The 15,849-nt window shown below is 63.6% G+C and carries 13 protein-coding genes; 4 read left to right on the forward strand and 9 right to left on the reverse strand.

What is annotated here, in order from left to right; all coding sequences use genetic code 11:
* Positions 1-133: 133 nt before the first annotated feature.
* A complete protein-coding gene (locus E3O11_RS18820; RefSeq protein ID WP_134477546.1) occupies positions 134-643 on the forward strand; it encodes a type IV toxin-antitoxin system AbiEi family antitoxin domain-containing protein in 510 nt (169 codons plus the stop codon).
* Between the two features lie 146 nt (positions 644-789).
* On the opposite strand, the gene E3O11_RS13325 is transcribed toward E3O11_RS18820, so the two are convergent.
* A complete protein-coding gene (locus E3O11_RS13325; protein ID WP_198415602.1) occupies positions 790-1,617 on the reverse strand; it encodes an SDR family NAD(P)-dependent oxidoreductase in 828 nt (275 codons plus the stop codon).
* Positions 1,618-1,976: 359 nt separating this feature from the next.
* Between E3O11_RS13325 and E3O11_RS13330 the strand changes: the two genes are divergently transcribed.
* Both E3O11_RS13330 and E3O11_RS18285 read left to right on the forward strand, forming a co-directional pair.
* On the forward strand, positions 1,977-2,651 hold the full coding sequence (locus tag E3O11_RS13330) for a haloacid dehalogenase type II (protein ID WP_092448697.1): 675 nt from the start codon (positions 1,977-1,979) through the stop codon (positions 2,649-2,651).
* Positions 2,652-2,696: 45 nt separating this feature from the next.
* Entirely contained in the window at positions 2,697-3,110 is a 414-nt protein-coding gene (locus tag E3O11_RS18285) for a HipA N-terminal domain-containing protein (RefSeq protein WP_241994745.1), read from the forward strand.
* Here the strand turns inward: E3O11_RS18285 and fdhA are convergent.
* The 3 genes from fdhA to E3O11_RS13350 all read right to left on the reverse strand — a co-directional run bounded on the left by fdhA (position 3,018) and on the right by E3O11_RS13350 (position 7,094).
* On the reverse strand, positions 3,018-4,238 hold the full coding sequence (gene fdhA / locus E3O11_RS13340; protein ID WP_092448695.1) for a formaldehyde dehydrogenase, glutathione-independent: 1,221 nt from the start codon (positions 4,236-4,238) through the stop codon (positions 3,018-3,020). The genes E3O11_RS18285 and fdhA overlap by 93 nt on opposite strands.
* Positions 4,239-4,377: 139 nt before the next feature.
* Positions 4,378-5,793, reverse strand: a complete 1,416-nt coding sequence (locus E3O11_RS13345) for a ferredoxin reductase (RefSeq protein WP_092448694.1) — start codon at positions 5,791-5,793, stop codon at positions 4,378-4,380.
* Complete coding sequence (locus tag E3O11_RS13350; RefSeq protein ID WP_092448693.1) at positions 5,790-7,094, reverse strand: aromatic ring-hydroxylating oxygenase subunit alpha; 1,305 nt, start codon at positions 7,092-7,094, stop codon at positions 5,790-5,792. The genes E3O11_RS13345 and E3O11_RS13350 overlap by 4 nt, the downstream gene beginning before the upstream one ends.
* A 155-nt stretch (positions 7,095-7,249) precedes the next feature.
* Here E3O11_RS13350 and E3O11_RS13355 point away from each other — a divergent pair, with 155 nt between their 5' ends.
* Positions 7,250-8,182, forward strand: a complete 933-nt coding sequence (locus E3O11_RS13355; RefSeq protein ID WP_092448692.1) for a LysR family transcriptional regulator — start codon at positions 7,250-7,252, stop codon at positions 8,180-8,182.
* A 202-nt stretch (positions 8,183-8,384) separates the two neighbouring features.
* Here E3O11_RS13355 and E3O11_RS13360 read toward each other — a convergent pair whose 3' ends face one another.
* The 5 genes from E3O11_RS13360 to betA all read right to left on the reverse strand — a co-directional run bounded on the left by E3O11_RS13360 (position 8,385) and on the right by betA (position 15,757).
* Positions 8,385-9,365, reverse strand: a complete 981-nt coding sequence (locus tag E3O11_RS13360) for an ABC transporter substrate-binding protein (protein WP_198415603.1) — start codon at positions 9,363-9,365, stop codon at positions 8,385-8,387.
* A gap of 65 nt (positions 9,366-9,430) precedes the next feature.
* Complete coding sequence (locus E3O11_RS13365) at positions 9,431-11,476, reverse strand: ABC transporter permease (protein ID WP_092448691.1); 2,046 nt, start codon at positions 11,474-11,476, stop codon at positions 9,431-9,433.
* Positions 11,476-12,510, reverse strand: coding sequence for a quaternary amine ABC transporter ATP-binding protein (locus E3O11_RS13370; protein ID WP_092448690.1), 1,035 nt, complete (start codon positions 12,508-12,510; stop codon positions 11,476-11,478). Before E3O11_RS13370 ends, E3O11_RS13365 begins: the two co-directional genes overlap by 1 nt.
* Positions 12,507-14,063 (reverse strand): aldehyde dehydrogenase family protein, encoded by a 1,557-nt coding sequence (locus E3O11_RS13375; protein ID WP_092448689.1) that lies wholly within the window; start codon positions 14,061-14,063, stop codon positions 12,507-12,509. Before E3O11_RS13375 ends, E3O11_RS13370 begins: the two co-directional genes overlap by 4 nt.
* Complete coding sequence (betA, locus tag E3O11_RS13380) at positions 14,060-15,757, reverse strand: choline dehydrogenase (protein WP_092448688.1); 1,698 nt, start codon at positions 15,755-15,757, stop codon at positions 14,060-14,062. Before betA ends, E3O11_RS13375 begins: the two co-directional genes overlap by 4 nt.
* Positions 15,758-15,849: the final 92 nt, after the last annotated feature.

Genomic DNA, 15,849 nt, shown 5'->3' on the forward strand with positions numbered 1-15,849 from the left:
ACGATGGGACGGGTCGACGTTGCGCGATAGTGACGAGCGCCACGGTCTACATCCTTCTCGGTGATCGGGTTGTGGGCATCGCAGTCTGAAGGCAATGTAAGAAGCGGCGTGTCTCGCATCGTTTGTCAACAATATGCAGGCAGGCAAGGACCGTTGCGAGACATCGAAAGGCGTCAATGACGAAGCTTATTGGGTCTGCGCGGGTATCGACCAAGAGCGTGACAACGGTTCAGCAAGTCAGCGATCCGCTCGCTGCTGGCGATCGCCGCCCCAGGCCCGTGGTCTGGGAGTTACGCCAGCGCAGCTGGCTCGGCTTGCCGAGCATGGTGCTCTGGCACGGCTGCAGCATGGCGTGTATGTGGTTGTCGGGGTGCCGTTCGATCGGCATCGCGGGCTGCAGGTAGCGCGGCTTGCCCTTGACCCCCGGCCGAGAGCGTCCGAGCGCCTCGTGTCACCCGAGCTGGCGGTTGTTTCTCACGAATCATCCGCTGCGCTGCACGGCATCGGAAACCTGGATGCCGACGTCTACGAGCTCACCTTAGAGGACCACAGAACAGTTCACCAAGGACCGAGCCCTGGACCTTCTGCGCCAGCTAACGCGCAGCGCGACTTGACCGTGAACGCGCCAGGGATGATTCGATAAGAGGATGCGTGAGCCCCGGTACGCCACGCCCGCCGCGTTCCAGCGCGCAGAATGCCACTTCGGGTCTGGACGTCGGTCTTTGAGGCAAAATCGGATCCGCTTGAGGTTGCGGTGTTCTTCACGTGGTGGTCTCGTAGTTTGGGCCGCTAGATGCTGCGGTGGTCGCGCACCGCGAGTTCGAGGGCTTCGAGGCCGGGAGCCAGTGCGGCATCCACGGCCAATGGGTCGGTGAGGTTGAGTTCCTGCATTGCCCGGCGGCCCTCGGGTGCGGTGTTGATTTCATGCTCACCTGCCTGCAATGCAGCGATCAGATCGGTGATGACGTCGGCCAGGCTGCGGCGGCCCCAGCCGAGTTCGGCACCGGCGTTCTGCGAGGTCATCATGGCGGTATCGGTGGCCCCCGGGTAGACGGTCGCAACGTGCACGCCCGTTCCGATCAATTCCCGGCGCAGCGATTCGCCGAACTGGGCTAAGCCTGATTTCGTGGCCGCGTAAATCGAATAGAACGGCATCCCGACGAGGGCTATCCCGCTGGAAACGTTCAGGAGGATGCTTCCACGGCCCTCGCCACTCAGACGAAGCGCCGGCAGGAGGGCTTTGGTGAGCAGGATCGGAGCGGTGAGGTTCAGATCGATCATTGAATGGACATCCGCATCGCTGATGAGCTCAAGCCGACCCGCGCGTACATTGCCGGCATTGTTGACGAGCAGGTCAACCGTGCTCCACGGTGCAACGGTGTCGGCGACCCGTTCAACAGCGCCAGGCTGAGTCAGGTCTTCGACGAGGATTTCGGTTGTTCCGCCCGCGGCGGCGACGAGGCGGGCGGTTTCGGTGAGTGTGGCCAATTGGCGGCCGACCAGCAGGAGGTGACCACCGCGTCGACCAAACTCGAGGGCGATGGCCTGGCCGATGCCTTGTCCTGCGCCCGTGATGATTCCGCGGCGATTGGCGAGATCCAATTTGTTGAGGTCCATGGCGATCTTCTTTCCGTTGAGTTGAGCGACGGTCCGTCGGGCGGCATTACACCCGCCGATTCCGATACGTCTAGAAGACAACCATGAGGCAGGGGAGGAATTCCCGGCGGTGCATCCCACGCCTCACAGGATCAGTTTTAGGGCGCGGGCGAGGTTTTCGTAGACTGGAGGTCCGTGGGTCCGTGGGTCCGTGGGTCCGTGGATCGCATCGTGTTCGCTGCCGTGACTCTGCCTATTGGGTGGAAGGGGTCGACCACATCGTTTGTCCGACTTCGTGTTTGAGTCGAGGCACGACCGGCGTGAACAGACGCCGTCGGTTTCCGATCTCGGGCACGTTGATCAATCTTAAGGAGCCCATCATGAATGCAGCCGCGTCAGTAATCGTTTTCGATGTCAATGAGACCCTCTCGGACATGTCACCAATGGAGAATCGTTTCGTGGAGGTCGGTGCCCCGGGTTATCTGGCCCGGATCTGGTTCGCATCATTGCTTCGAGACGGATTCGCCCTCGCCGCGTCTGGCGACAGTGCGAGATTCTCCGTGATCGGCACCGCGATCCTGCATGATCTGTTCCGCGGCATCGCCCTGACGCGCACTGCCGATGAGGCCGTATCCCATGTCTTGGAGGGCCTCGGGACGCTGAACCTGCACCCGGATGTCGCAGACGGGGTCAGGGCGTTGAAGGTCTCGGGGTACCGCCTCGCGACCTTGTCCAACGGGTCGGCACGGTTGGCACAAGCCATGCTGTCCGAGGCGGGGATTCGAGATAACTTTGACGCCCTTCTCACCGTCGAGGACGCACCGGCGTGGAAACCTGTCGGTTCCGCCTATCACTACGCCGCGAATGCTCTGGGGGTTCAGCCGGCCGACATGCTCCTGGTCGCCGTGCACCCCTGGGACATCCACGGGGCAGCCCAAGCGGGCCTCAGCACCGCTTGGATCAACCGAGGCGATGCCCCTTATCCGAGCTACTTCGCGCAACCGGACTACACCGTTCCCACCCTCCACGAGTTGGCTGCACGCCTAAACGCCTAGGCAGCTGTGTGTTTGGGGCTCGGCAGCACGATCCTCTCCGCCTCGGTGCCGTTCGACCTCGTCAGCAACCGCAGCCGGGCGGGGCGAAGACGCAACTTCTTCTCAGAACTTTTGCCGGAAGGCACCGCCCTGGACAACCTCGCTGCCGAGATCAGAGTCTCCAGCGACGACACTATTGCGTTGCTGGCCCAGTTCGGCTGCGACGTAGCCGGTGCCATTCAGACCCACGTCATCAAGCCACCGTGCCGACATCGGCATAACATTCATCTGATCCGCAACACGTTCAAGCGCCTCGAAGACGGATTGGGCGGTGCACCGCCCACACGATATGGGTGGTGCACCGACTGCTCTAACCTGCCTGGCGGACTATTTGCTGAGGTAGCCGTTCGGGTCCAGGACATACTTCGTGGCGGCGCCCGCATCGAATTCCGCGTACCCCCGCGGGGCATCCTGGAGTGAAATGGCTGTGGCGTTGACCGCCTTGGCGATCTGGATCCTGTCATGCAGGATCGCCATCATCAGGTGCCGGTTGTACTTCATGACCGGACACTGGCCGGTAGCAAAGGAGAGGGACTTCGCCCAGCCGGTGCCCAGGGACAGTGACAGGCTGCCCTTCTGGGCCGCCTCGTCCGCGGCGCCCGGATCCCCGGTGACATACAGGCCGGGAATGCCCAGGGACCCGCCGGCGGCGGTGAGATCCATCAGTGAATTGAGTACGGTGGCCGGCGCTTCCTGGGCCCCGGCACCATGTCCGTGTCCGCGGGCCTCGAAACCGACCGCGTCGATACCGGCATCGACCTCCCGGACCCCGAGAAGCTGCTCGATCTGGTCAGCCGGGTCCCCGTTGGCCACATTAACGGTTTCGCAGCCAAAGGATCGGGCCTGGGTCAGGCGATCCTCATTCAGATCCCCCACGATGACCACCGCAGCCCCCAGCAGTTGGGCGCTGGCTGCCGCGGCCAGCCCCACGGGACCGGCCCCGGCAACATAGACGGTGGACCCGACGCCAACACCTGCAGTAACGGCCCCGTGGAAACCGGTCGGGAGGATGTCCGAGAGCATGGTCAGGTCCATGATCTTTTCCAGGGCCTGGTCCCGATCGGGGAACCGCAGCAGGTTCCAGTCCGCGTAGGGGACCAGGACGAACTCCGCCTGCCCGCCGACCCATCCGCCCATGTCGACATAGCCGTAGGCGGAACCGGGACGGTCTGGGTTCACGTTCAGGCAGATTCCGGTCTTGCCTTCCTTGCAATTCCGGCAACGTCCGCAGGAGATGTTGAAGGGGACCGAGACGATGTCCCCGACCTTGATGAACTCGACGTCGGGCCCGGTCTCGATGACTTCCCCGGTGATCTCGTGCCCCAGGACGAGACCGGCCGGGGCGGTCGTGCGGCCACGAACCATGTGCTGGTCCGAGCCGCAGATGTTGGTGCTTACGGTGCGCAGGATGACCCCGTGCGGGATCTTCCGGCCGACATTGAGGGGATTGACGCCTGGGCCGGCTTGCAGTTCGAAGGTGGGATACGGGGTATCGATGATTTCCACGATCCCCGGCGCCTTGTATGCAACGGCTTTGTTACCTGACATTAAATGGCTCCTATGGGTTGGCGATCGAACCCTCACGGTGATGCTGGTCGCATCAGACTGCCTGTGAGGACGTTGTTGTCACTTTCGTGAAGCAAATTGGGTCTATTGAGACGCTCCCGGGGGGAGAAGCTGGAGGCGGCTAGGCATCGATCACTAAATCAGTGAGCGCGGTCGAGCAGCACGGCAGGAACTTGCCTGCATCGATTTCCCGAGCCCGGATCCCGCCCTGGTGGTTCATGTCGACTTCCCCGGAAAGCTTGACGACCTTGCAGGAGCCGCACATGCCTTCCCTGCAGTTCGCGCCAATCCTGACGCCCGCACGCTGGGCCACCCCGAGGATATGTTCGGTGGGGTCGATGCGCACGTTGATGCCGGTGCGCAGGAAGGAAAGGGTGAGACTTCCCGTGCCGACCGTGTCGAAGTTCGAGACATCGGTGGACCCGGCCTCCGGCCCCACATCCGGACTGGCGTCGGGGGCTTCGGGACAGGACGAGTCCGAGTCGACGGTTTCCAGCGGCAGCCCCGTGGCCTCCAGGGTTCCCTCGGCATCGTAGCCGGGCTCGTAGAGCCCGAATGCTGCGGGCTGGCTTTCGTAGTAGTCCTCGGCGGAATCGGCGATTTCCTCGGCGATTTCCTCTGCAATGTCCACTGCAAGCGCGACCTCCGCCTGGTATTCAAGAATGGTCTGGCGGTCTCCCGAGAAGAATTCCACGTGGATGGAGGTGTCGTCGACGCCGACTTTCTCAAGGAGCTTGGTGGCTGCGTTCAGGTAACCCTCGGGGCCGCAGGCATAAACCTGGCGCCCGTTGGCATCCGGGGCTACCTGGTCGAGCATGGCCGCCGTTAGCCTTCCGGTGAGCCCTTGCCACCCCTCGGGTTCGCTGCGGTTGCCCAGGGAGTAGAAGACCTTGACGCGTGAGTCCACGGAGGCGATGTAGTTCAATTCCTGGTGGAAGGCAAACCCTCCAGCCTCCGCTCCGTGGAAGAGCAGCACGACATCGGCCTGTCCGGGCAGGGAGTGGATGGTCCGCACCATCGACATGATGGGGGTGATGCCGGAGCCGGCCGCCAGTAAGAGGTACCGTGCCCGCCGGTCGACGTCGGGCAGGTGGAAGGCCCCGACCGGCCCGAGCATCTCCAGGACGGTGCCGGGTTTGACGTTCGCGTGCACCCACGGCGAGACCTGCCCCGTGGGGTCGCATTTGACTGTTATCTCAAAGGTCCACGGCTTGGTGGGCGAACTGGACAGCGAGTAGCTGCGGTCCACGGCGTCCTGGTCCTCGCCGTTCACGGGAAAGGCGACATTCACGTACTGGCCCGGACGGAACGCCAGGGGCGCCCCGTCGGAGCGGCGGAACACGAAGGTCATCATGCCGCCCGCCTCCGGAATGGTCTCGACACATTCGGCCATAAGCTCCTGCGGATTCCAGGGTCCCAATGCGCGGGCCGCACCGGCGGGTCCATCGGTGCTGCCCAGCACCCTGTTCCACGGCATCTCCAAGCCGCGAATGCGCTGTGGCTCCTGGATGGCCGTGACGGTGCCGAGTTCAATCATGCCAAGTGCTCCTGCACGCGCTGTACATACCAGTTGATGAATGCCTCGACTTGGTATTCACTCTTCATGTACGGGCCGGGCTCGTAGGCGGGGCTGCTGGCGCCCTTCTGGCACAACTCCACGAACGCCTTGTCCTGCAGATTGGTCTGCTTCCAGGTGTGGGTGAGCTTCTCCAGGTCGTAATCGACGCCTTCCACGGCGTCGTCAGCCACCAGCCAGGTGGTGCGTACCAGCGTCTGGTGCTCATTGACGGGGAAGACGGCGAACGTGATGATGTGGTCCGCGACGAAATGGAACCAGCTGTTGGGCTGCAGGTGCATCGAGCAGCGGCCAAGGCGGAAGTCGCGCAAGTCGCCGAGCAGCTTCTTGGAGAGTCTGCGCCCGTCGGGCGAGAACGATTCGCCGTCGCCGTCGAGAGCGTCTCGTGAGATGCGGATTCCCCCTACGCGGGTGTCGAGTTCCTCGACGGCCTCATAGGGAAGGCCATAACGGCGGCAACGGTCCTCGAGCGAGGACTGTGCTTCCTTGTTTCGGCCCCACACCTCCTCAAGATGGAGTGGGATCAGGCCCTCCGTCAGGCCCCAGGTGGGAAAGAGGGAGCAGGCGAGTTCCGGGTGGCCGTCGCAGTGGTAGCACTCACGGTTGTTCTCCATGACGAGCTTCCAGTTGCCCTCCTCGACGATGTTCTGCTGGTAAGCGATTTTCGTCTTCGATAGGTCGTGGGGCGCGAGGTAGGGTTCGAAGATCTTTCCGGTTTCGTCGAAGTCCGTTGGCAGTTCATCCGCAATGCAGACGAAGATGAGTCCTGCGAACACGCGGCTGTGGGCGCGCTTGAGACCGAAACAGCCCTTGTCGAACTGCGTTTCCCCCGGTGCCGAGGCATGGACCAAATCGCCGCGGGGGGAGTAGGTCCACGAGTGATAGCCGCAGACCAGGTTGCCCGTGGTCCCCGAAGCTTCGGTCAGGACGCGGGCGCCCCGGTGGCGGCACACGTTGTGCAGCACGTTCACGCCGCCGTCGTCGTCGCGCAGCACGATCAGGGAATACGGGCCGTAATCGACAGTGACGTAGTCTCCTGGTTCCGGGAGCTCGGCGATGCTGGCGGCAAAGATCCAATGCTGGCCAAAAATGGCCTTCATGTCAATGTTGAAAATCGTCGGATCGGTGTAGAAGGGGGAATTGAGGGAATATCCCACCCGCCGAAAATCAAACAACTCGGTAATTTCCGCCATCTGCTCGGCTGGCAAGTATGAAGCGAGTCTTCCACGTGAATTGAGGGGCATGTGTACTGGAGCAGCCATGGGTTTCCTCCCGAGAGGGTTGGATGAGTGTGCGATGAGTGAGACCCGGAGTGGGGGGCAACCGGCGTTGTCGAAAACGGCTAATCCTGAGATTAGGGAGCATAGATCTGCAACAAAAGCGCAAGATTTAGCAAATAACAGTGCAGAATAAGTGCATGATCGATCCACGGCTTATAACACTTCGGGTACTTGGCCGGTGCGGCACCGTTGGGGCTACGGCGGCGCTCACGGGTTATTCTCCCTCCGCGGTCTCCGCGCAATTGCGTGAGCTCCAGCGTGTGCTCGGAATGCAGCTGCTGACGAAGGACGGTCGAGGGGTACGGCTAACCGCCACGGGCCGCTATCTCGTGGCGGGCTCGGACGCGCTCATTGCGGAATGGGAGAGCCTGCGCGCCGCGGCCATGGAGGCCGGCGACCAGGTGCCGTCCCGTTTGGGGCTCGGTGGATTCTCCACGGCGGCTGCCCAGCTGCTCGCGCCGCTGGCCGCCACGCTGCGCTCGACACGCCCCCTGCTAGAGGTGCAGGTACTCGAGGCCAACCCGGCTCGCTGCTTCGACTTGTTGGTTGCCGAGCGAATCGACCTCGCGGTCATCGTCGCCATGCAGTCCGACACCCCGGTTGAGGATGATGCGCGCTTCGAACAGACTGTTCTGCTCGACGATCCCCTGGACGTGATCATTCCCGCCGACCATCCGTTGGCATCACGGCAAACGGTGACGCTCGAGGAGCTGGCCACGGAACCCTGGATCACCGAGGCCGCCGGTTCCACCTACCATGCCCTATTTACGGCGGCGTTCACGGCAGTCGGGGTGACACCGCGAATTGCCCATGAGGCCGTGGAATGGGAAACCCAGATCGCCTTCGTTGGTGCGGGGCTGGGCTTGGGACTGCTGCCGCGGCTGGCGCCGCTGCACGGTGCCGAAAACGTGGTTCGACTGCGCATTGCCGGCAAGGGCAAACCCTCGCGCCGCATTGTCGCTGCGGTGCGCAAGGGCAGCATCACATCGCCCCTGATCCAGGAGTCGCTCGGCATTTTGCAGGTCAGCGCCAATCGGATCCTCACCGCCCGACCCGAAGACGATCTCTGAGAGCGGATGCCCACGATTCGTCGCAGACAGGGCCAGCAGATCCGCATGGTGGCGACACGTTCGCGCTGCCCGAACAAGGAGCTGAAAACAAGTCACTCACCCACCCACGGATTTCCGGTGGGTGGGTGAGTCTACCGACCCGGCTGAGATCAGTGAGACAGCCCAGGGAGGACTCGCCGCCGCATAATCTGAACGTTCTGGACTAGTTGAGCCAGGCGTTCACAGCATCCTCGTTAGCATCCACCCATTTCTTTGCCGCCTCCTCGGGCATCATGCCGCCCTGGATATCCGTAGCAACCGCATTCTGGTCCTCATTGGTCCAGTTGAATGATTTCGCAAGCTTGGCTGCGGGCGATCCACTGTCCGCAAACTTCTTCGAAATAATCTTGTTGAGCTTGTATTCCGGGTAGTCACAGGCTACTTCTTCCGCGTTCGCGTCGCAGCCCTCGGTCCACGCCGGCAAGTTGACCTTTTTAAGCGGCACCTGGGCCAGGAACCACTGCGGCTCGTAGAAATAGCCCAGAATCGGCGTCTTATTCTGCTCCGCTGTACGGAATGACTGGATCAGGGCGGCCTCCGAACCGGAGAACACCACCTTGTAGTCCAGATTGAGGTTCTTCACCAGCGCCTCGTCATTGGTGACGAAGGCGGGATCGCCGTCGAGTAGCTGCCCTTTGCCTCCGGATTCGGACGTGGCGAGCATCGAGGCATACTTGTTCAGGTTCTCCCATTCCGTGATGTCCGGATACTTCTCGGCCATCCAGGGCGCCACGTACCAGCCGATGTAGCCCACGTTTCCGGTGGCGCCAGCGTCGACGGCCACTTTCTGATCGGTGATGTACTGCTTGGCGAGATCATCGTGGCCCCAGTTCTCGATCACGATGTCCACCTCGCCGGAGGCAAAGCCCTGCCACGAAATCTGCTCATTCAGGTCCTTCTGCACCACGGTGCAGCCCAACTCGTTCTTCGCCACATAGCTGTACACGGCGGCATTGGCCGTGTACCCCACCCAGGCGTTCATTGCGACGTTGACCGTTCCGCAGGCCGCCGCGCCGTCGGCAGCCGGGTCGGCAGCCGACTGATTGACGGAGGCACCGCCGCAGCCTGCGAACAGCATGATCGCGGCAGCAGCTCCAGCCACTGCCGGGACAGTTCGATTCAACAGCAATCTAGCTTTGTTCATTATCTGATCTCCTTATTGGGGGGACTGCGGGGGTGCACCGCGCCGGGCGCAGGGCGATCATGCGGTCAGGTTGTCGACGTTTTGGGCGAAGGGATTTTTCGCGCCGGTGTGGCTGCGGCGGCCTGGGTCATCCTGTCCAGCAGGATGCCGAGGAAGACGATGGCAAGGCCTGCAGCGAGGCCCTTGCCGAAGAGCGAGCTTTGCACGAAGCCAGCAACGACGTCGTACCCGAGGCCGCCTGCGCCCACGAGCGCACCCACCACCACCATGGCCAGGACATAGATCAGGCCCTGGTTCGCGGCGAGGGCCAGGGTCTGCCTGGCCATCGGAAGCTGGACCTTGGTGATGACCTGCCAGGGGGTGGAGCCGCTGGATACGGCGGCTTCGACAACGGTGGGGGAGATCGCCGCGATGCCGTCGGCCGTGATCTTGATGGCCACGGGGGCGGCGTAGATGATTCCGGCGATGATCGCTGTAAAACGGGTGGCGCCGAAGAGGCCCAGGAACGGGACCAGGTAGACAAAGGCGGGCATGGTCTGGCCCGCGTCCAGCATGGGCCGCATAATCTGGTCCACCCGAGCGGACCGTCCCATGGCGACGCCGAAGACTATACCCAGGACCATGACCACCGTGGTTGCTACCAGCGTTGCGGCCAGGGTGACCATGGAGTCGCTCCAGAGGCCGAGGTAGATAATAACGCCCAGGCAGGCAGTGGTCAGGGCCGAGAGCTTCCAGCCGCCCAGGGCGTAGGCGGCTAGGGCAATAGCGGCCACCAGGATGTAGAAGGGTGTCTCGGTGAGCAGCGACTGGAACGGGTTGAGGATCCCGGTGGTGACGGCTTCCCGGAAGGAGACGGTGAAGAGGGATAGGTTGGCCTGCGTCCATTCGCTGGCCGAGCTCACGGCTTGGACGATCACCCGGCCGATGTCAAGGTTGGCCGGGAATGCGGCGGCCCACAGCATGGTCCGGGAGAACTGCACCATGACCAGGGCCAGCACCAGGGTCATGCCCAGGAGGATGTATCTGGTCCTGCGGGAGACCCTGCGGTTGCGGGCTGCTCCTGGTTCCGCGCGGCGGCTTGCGGCGGTGGTCACCCGGTCCAGCATGATCGCCAGCAGGACTATGGACAGTCCAGCGTTGACGGCGGTGCCGACGTCCAGCGACTGCAGCGCCCGGACCACCACCTGGCCGAGCCCGGGGGCTGCGATCAGGGCGGCGATGGTGACCATGGACAGGGCAGCCATGGTGCTCTGGTTGATCCCCATGACGATGGTGCGGCGGGCCATGGGAAGCTGCAGGGTAAGGAGCCGCTGCACACCAGTTGTGCCCAGTGAATCGGATGCTTCGCGGGTGTTCTCGGGGATGCCGCGGATGCCGTGCGCCGTCAGGCGGATCACGGGCGGAGCCGCGTAGATCACTGTGGCGATAACGGCCGATGCCGGGCCGATGAGGAAGATCAAAGCCAGGGGGGCCAGGTACACGAACGTTGGCAGCGTCTGCATGAAGTCCAGTACCGGCGTGATCAACTTGGCGACGCGGCCGTACACGCCGGCCAGGACACCGAGTGGGATTCCAACCAGAAGGGTCAGCAGCACAGCGGTGACGACCAAGGCGAACGTGTAGGTGGCCTCGAGGAACAGGCCCTGGAAGCCAAAGAATATAAGGATGGTCACCGTCAACAGTGCGACCCGGGCATTTCCGATCGCCAACGCGATCCACCCCAGCAAGCCCACCGTTCCGAGCCAGCCGATTTCCGGCAGACGAAGGCCCGTGGAACTCGCCGCAAAGGTGGTGATGAACAGGTTGGCCACGGCGTCGACGCCGGCACGCAAGGGCGTTAAGACGTACAGGAAGACGGGGTTGTCCGCGCGGTTTGCCGCTACCCAAACGTTGAACTGGTTGAGGGAGCGGTGCAGGTCCGTCAGCTCAGAGGCCGGCAGCGTCAGGGTGGAGGTTCCATGCAGGAAAACGAATCCCAGGATCCAGACGACGACTGCGCTGGCCAACAGGATGGTGCGTCTGCTGGGCCTGCGGCGCGGTTCGAGGGTACGGGAGGGGGAGGGGAACGGTGCGGGCTGCGCCGTGGCCCGATCCCGGACGAGGACGGACACTAGGCCGCTGCTTCCGTGCGCTGTAGTACCGACAGGATGCTGTCACGGTCGATCTGCCCGGTGATCCGGCCGGAATCCTCCACCAGGACGGGGCAGGGGGACTGCATGACCGCCGCGATGGCATCGCGGATGATCATCCGTGAACTGAGAACGGGCGCGTCAGCCGGTGTTGCGGCCTCAACGGGCCGGGTGATCCACTTCAGGGTCAGGACATCCGCGCGGAGGACTTCGGACACGAAGTCCTCAATGTATTTGTCCGCCGGGGACCCCACCAGCTCATCTCCCGTGCCGCACTGGACCGTCTCTCCGTTTCGCATGATCAGGATGCGGTCGCCGAGCTTGAGCGCCTCGGAGAGGTCGTGGGTCACGAAAACCATGGTCTTGCCCATTTCCTTGTGCAGCCGGATGACTTCGGCCTGCATATCACGGCGAATGAGCGGATCCAGGGCGGAGAAGGGCTCGTCGAAGAGGATGGTGTCCGGATCCCCGGCAAGGGCCCGGCCCAGGCCCACGCGCTGCTGCATCCCGCCGGACAGCTGGTCCGGGTAGTGCTGTTCGTAGCCCTTGAGGCCCACGAGTTCGATGATCTCCCGGGCCCGGGTGAAGCGTTCTTTTTTGGCCGCCCCGCGGATCTGCAGCCCGTACGAGACGTTGTCGAGCACGGTGCGGTGCGGGAGGAGGCCGAAATGCTGGAACACCATGGACATCTTCCGCCGGCGCAGTTCGCGGAGCTCGGCCATGCCTGCCTGGAGAACATCCTTGCCGTCCACCAGGACCTGCCCGGAGGTGGGTTCGATCAGCCGGGTCAGGCACCGGATCAGGGTGGACTTGCCGGATCCGGAAAGTCCCATGACCACGAAGACCTCGCCTTTGGCGACGTCGAAACTCAGGTCACGGACGGCAGCGTTGCAGCCGGTACGTTCCAGCAGTTCCGCTGAGTTGAGGCCCGAGAGTTCGGGGTTTCCGGGAATCTGGTCGCCCCCCGGTCCGAAGACCTTCCAAAGGTTGCGCACGGAGATGTCGGGACTATTCATTGCTGTACTCCTGCCGGTGGAGACTCGAACCAGTGGCTGGGCTGGGGGTTGATGTTTTGCCAGATGTGTTTGGTTTCTCGGTACTCCGCGAGACCCTGAAGCCCAAGTTCGCGGCCGTTTCCCGACTTGCCGAACCCGCCCCACTCAGCTTGGGGAAGGTAGGGGTGGTAGTCGTTGATCCACACCGTTCCGTGCCGGAGGGATCCGGCAACGCGCTGGGCGCGGGAACCGTCATTCGTCCAGACGGCGCCAGCCAGCCCGTAGGCGGTGTCGTTCGCCAGCATGATGGCTTCCTGCTCAGTGCTGAAGGTCTCCACGGTCAGGACCGGTCCAAACGACTCTTCCTGGACGGCGTTCATGGACGTGTGGCAGTCATCCAGGATGGTGGGAGGGTAGTAGCTGCCGATTGCCAGCGCGCCGGTGTCGGGGATATATCCGCCGCACAGCAGCGTGGCTCCTTCCGCGATGCCGGCCTGGACATAGGCGTGGACCCTGTCACGGTGCGCGGCCGAAATCAGCGGGCCGGTTTCCGCGCGCTCGTCGAAGGGACCGCCAAGCCGGATGGACTGGGCGCGCCGCACCAGTTCGGCCATGAACTCGTCGTGGATCGATTCCTCAATAATGAGCCTCGTGCCGGCCGAGCACACCTGCCCGGAATGCAGGAACACCGCAGTGAGGGCATTATCCAAAGCAGACTCGCGGTCGGCGTCAGCGAAGACAATGTTCGGATTCTTCCCGCCCAGTTCCAGGGCGACCCGCTTCACGGTGTCGGCCGCGGCCTTCATGATGCTGATCCCGGTGGCCAGGCCGCCGGTGAAGGAGACCAGGTCAACGTCCGGGCTTTCGCTCAGGACGGCGCCGACCTCGGGGCCCGTGCCGGTGACGAGGTTTGCGACGCCGGGCGGCAACCCGGCTTCCAGGAGCGTTTCCATCAGCAGGATGGCCGTGGAGGGAGTCAATTCGCTGGGTTTCAGGACGAAGGTATTACCGGCCAGCAGGGCCGGGGCCACCTTCCAGGAGGCCTGCAGAAGGGGGTAGTTCCACGGCGTGATGAGTCCGCAAACCCCGACCGGTGCGTGGACAACGCGGCTGATGCTGCCGGGATTTCCGGTGTCGATCACACGGCCTGCGTCCGTCCCGGCGATGCCGCCGTAGTACCTGAAGCAGGCGGCGATATCGTCGATGTCGTATTCCGCTTCGACGTAGCGCTTGCCCGTGTCGAGGGCCTCGGCCCGGGCATACAGGGCCTTGTCGCGCTCCAGCAATTCGGCGGTGCGGAGCAGGACCTGGCCACGCGCCTTCTCGCTGGTTCCCGGCCACGCTCCGCTGTCGAACGCGCGACGGGCGCTGGCGACGGCTTCCCCGGCGTCGGCGGCCGTGCATTCGGCAACCTCGGCGACCTGTTCACCGTCCGCCGGGCAGCGGATGACCCGGGTGTACCCGGTGGCCGTTTCAGTCCACCGGCCGTTCGCAAACAGCCCAGGCACCGGTGCGTCATCGGGGACCGTGACGGTTCCAAGGCCGGTCAGCTGAACACCCTGAACGCGGTTCATGCGAGACCCACACTGGGCGCGGCCTCGGTAGTAGCTGCAGGTGCGTGCCGGTAGAAGTCGGCGTGCTGGGGTGCCAGTGGCGTACGGTCCAGGATGAGGTCCGCAGCCTTTTCGGCGAGCATCATGACCGGTGCGTAGATGTTGCCGTTGGTCACATAGGGCATCGCGGAGGCGTCAGCCACGCGGAGCCCCGAGGTCCCGTGGACCTTCATGGTGAGCGGATCCACCACCGCCAGGGGGTCAGAGGCAGGGCCCATCTTGGCGGTACAGGAGGGATGGAGCGCCGTTTCGGCGTCCCGAGCCACCCAGTCCAGGATTTCCTCGTCCGTCTGCACGGACGGGCCGGGTGAGAGTTCGCCGCCGCTGTAGGGAGCCAGGGCCGGCCGGCCGAGAATGTCGCGGGTAACCCGGATGGCTTCGACCCATTCGCGCCGGTCCTGGTCCGTGGACAGATAGTTGAATTGCAGGGACGGGTGCGTGGCCGGGTTCGTGGAGATGATCTTCAGACTGCCCCTGGTGTCGGAGTACATGGGGCCGACGTGGACCTGATACCCGTGTTTGGCATCGGCCTTCTGGCCGTCGTAGCGCACAGCCACCGGCAGGAAGTGAAACATCAAGTTGGGGTAGGCGACGTCATCGTTGGAGCGAACGAATCCGCCTCCTTCGAAATGGTTGGTGGCAGCCGGGCCCTTGCGGCTCAGCAGCCACTGGAGTCCGATCAATGGGTAGCGCCAGAGGCTGAGGCTAGGCTGCATGGACACGGGCTGCGTGCAGGAGTGCTGGACATAGACCTCCAGGTGGTCTTGCAGGTTTTCGCCGACACCGGGCAGAGCCACGACAGTCGTGATGCCCAGCGACGAGAGGTGGGCCGAATCACCAATGCCGGACAGTTGCAGCAACTGGGGCGTGTTGATGGCCCCGCCGCACAGCACCACCTCCTTGGCGCTGACGGTGTGCAGCCTCCCGTTCCGGCGGTAGCTGACCCCCGTGGCCGTTGTGCCGTCGAAGTTGACTCTGGCCACCAGCGCCCGGGTGCGGACTGTCAGGTTCCGACGGCCCTTGTTGGGGCGAAGGTAAGCCCGGGAAGCCGACAGCCGCTGGCCCTTGTGGATGTTACGGTCGAACGGGCCGAAGCCTTCCTGCCTGTACCCGTTGACGTCATCGGTGCGTTTGTGACCCGCTTCCTCGGCGGCGCGGAAGAAGGCCTGGAACAGGGGATTGCGGGCGGGCCCGCGCTCCAGGACCAGAGGTCCGTCATGGCCGCGCAAGTCATCGTCCAGAGCTGCGGCCAGCGTGGTTTCCATGCGTTTGAAGTAGGGCAGACAGTGCGCGAAGTCCCAGGTCTCCATGCCGGCGTCCGCTCCCCAGCGTTCGTAGTCCAGGGGGTTACCGCGCTGGAAGATCATCCCGTTGATGGAGCTGGAGCCGCCGAGCACTTTGCCGCGGGCGTGGGCGATCTTCCGACCGTGCATGCGGGGTTCGGGGTCGGATTCGTATTGCCAGTCGTAGAACCTGTTGCCGCTGGGGAAGGTGAGGGCCGCCGGCATCTGGATGAAAAGGTCCCACGGGTAGTCGCTGCGGCCCGCTTCAAGGACCAGCACCGTGTGCTGTCCGTCGGCGCTCAGCCTGTCTGCGAGGACCGATCCGGCGCTTCCGCCGCCGACTATCACGTAATCGAAGCTCTCGTTCGTCATAAGGTGAATCTCCTTGGGCGTGATCTGGGAGTCATTTTGGAGGGCCAGCAATGGTAAAGACGAACGGACAGGATCTGCCGTTTGCTGAGCCG

Source organism: Cryobacterium levicorallinum, assembly GCF_004402405.1.
Lineage (GTDB): Bacteria > Actinomycetota > Actinomycetes > Actinomycetales > Microbacteriaceae > Cryobacterium > Cryobacterium levicorallinum.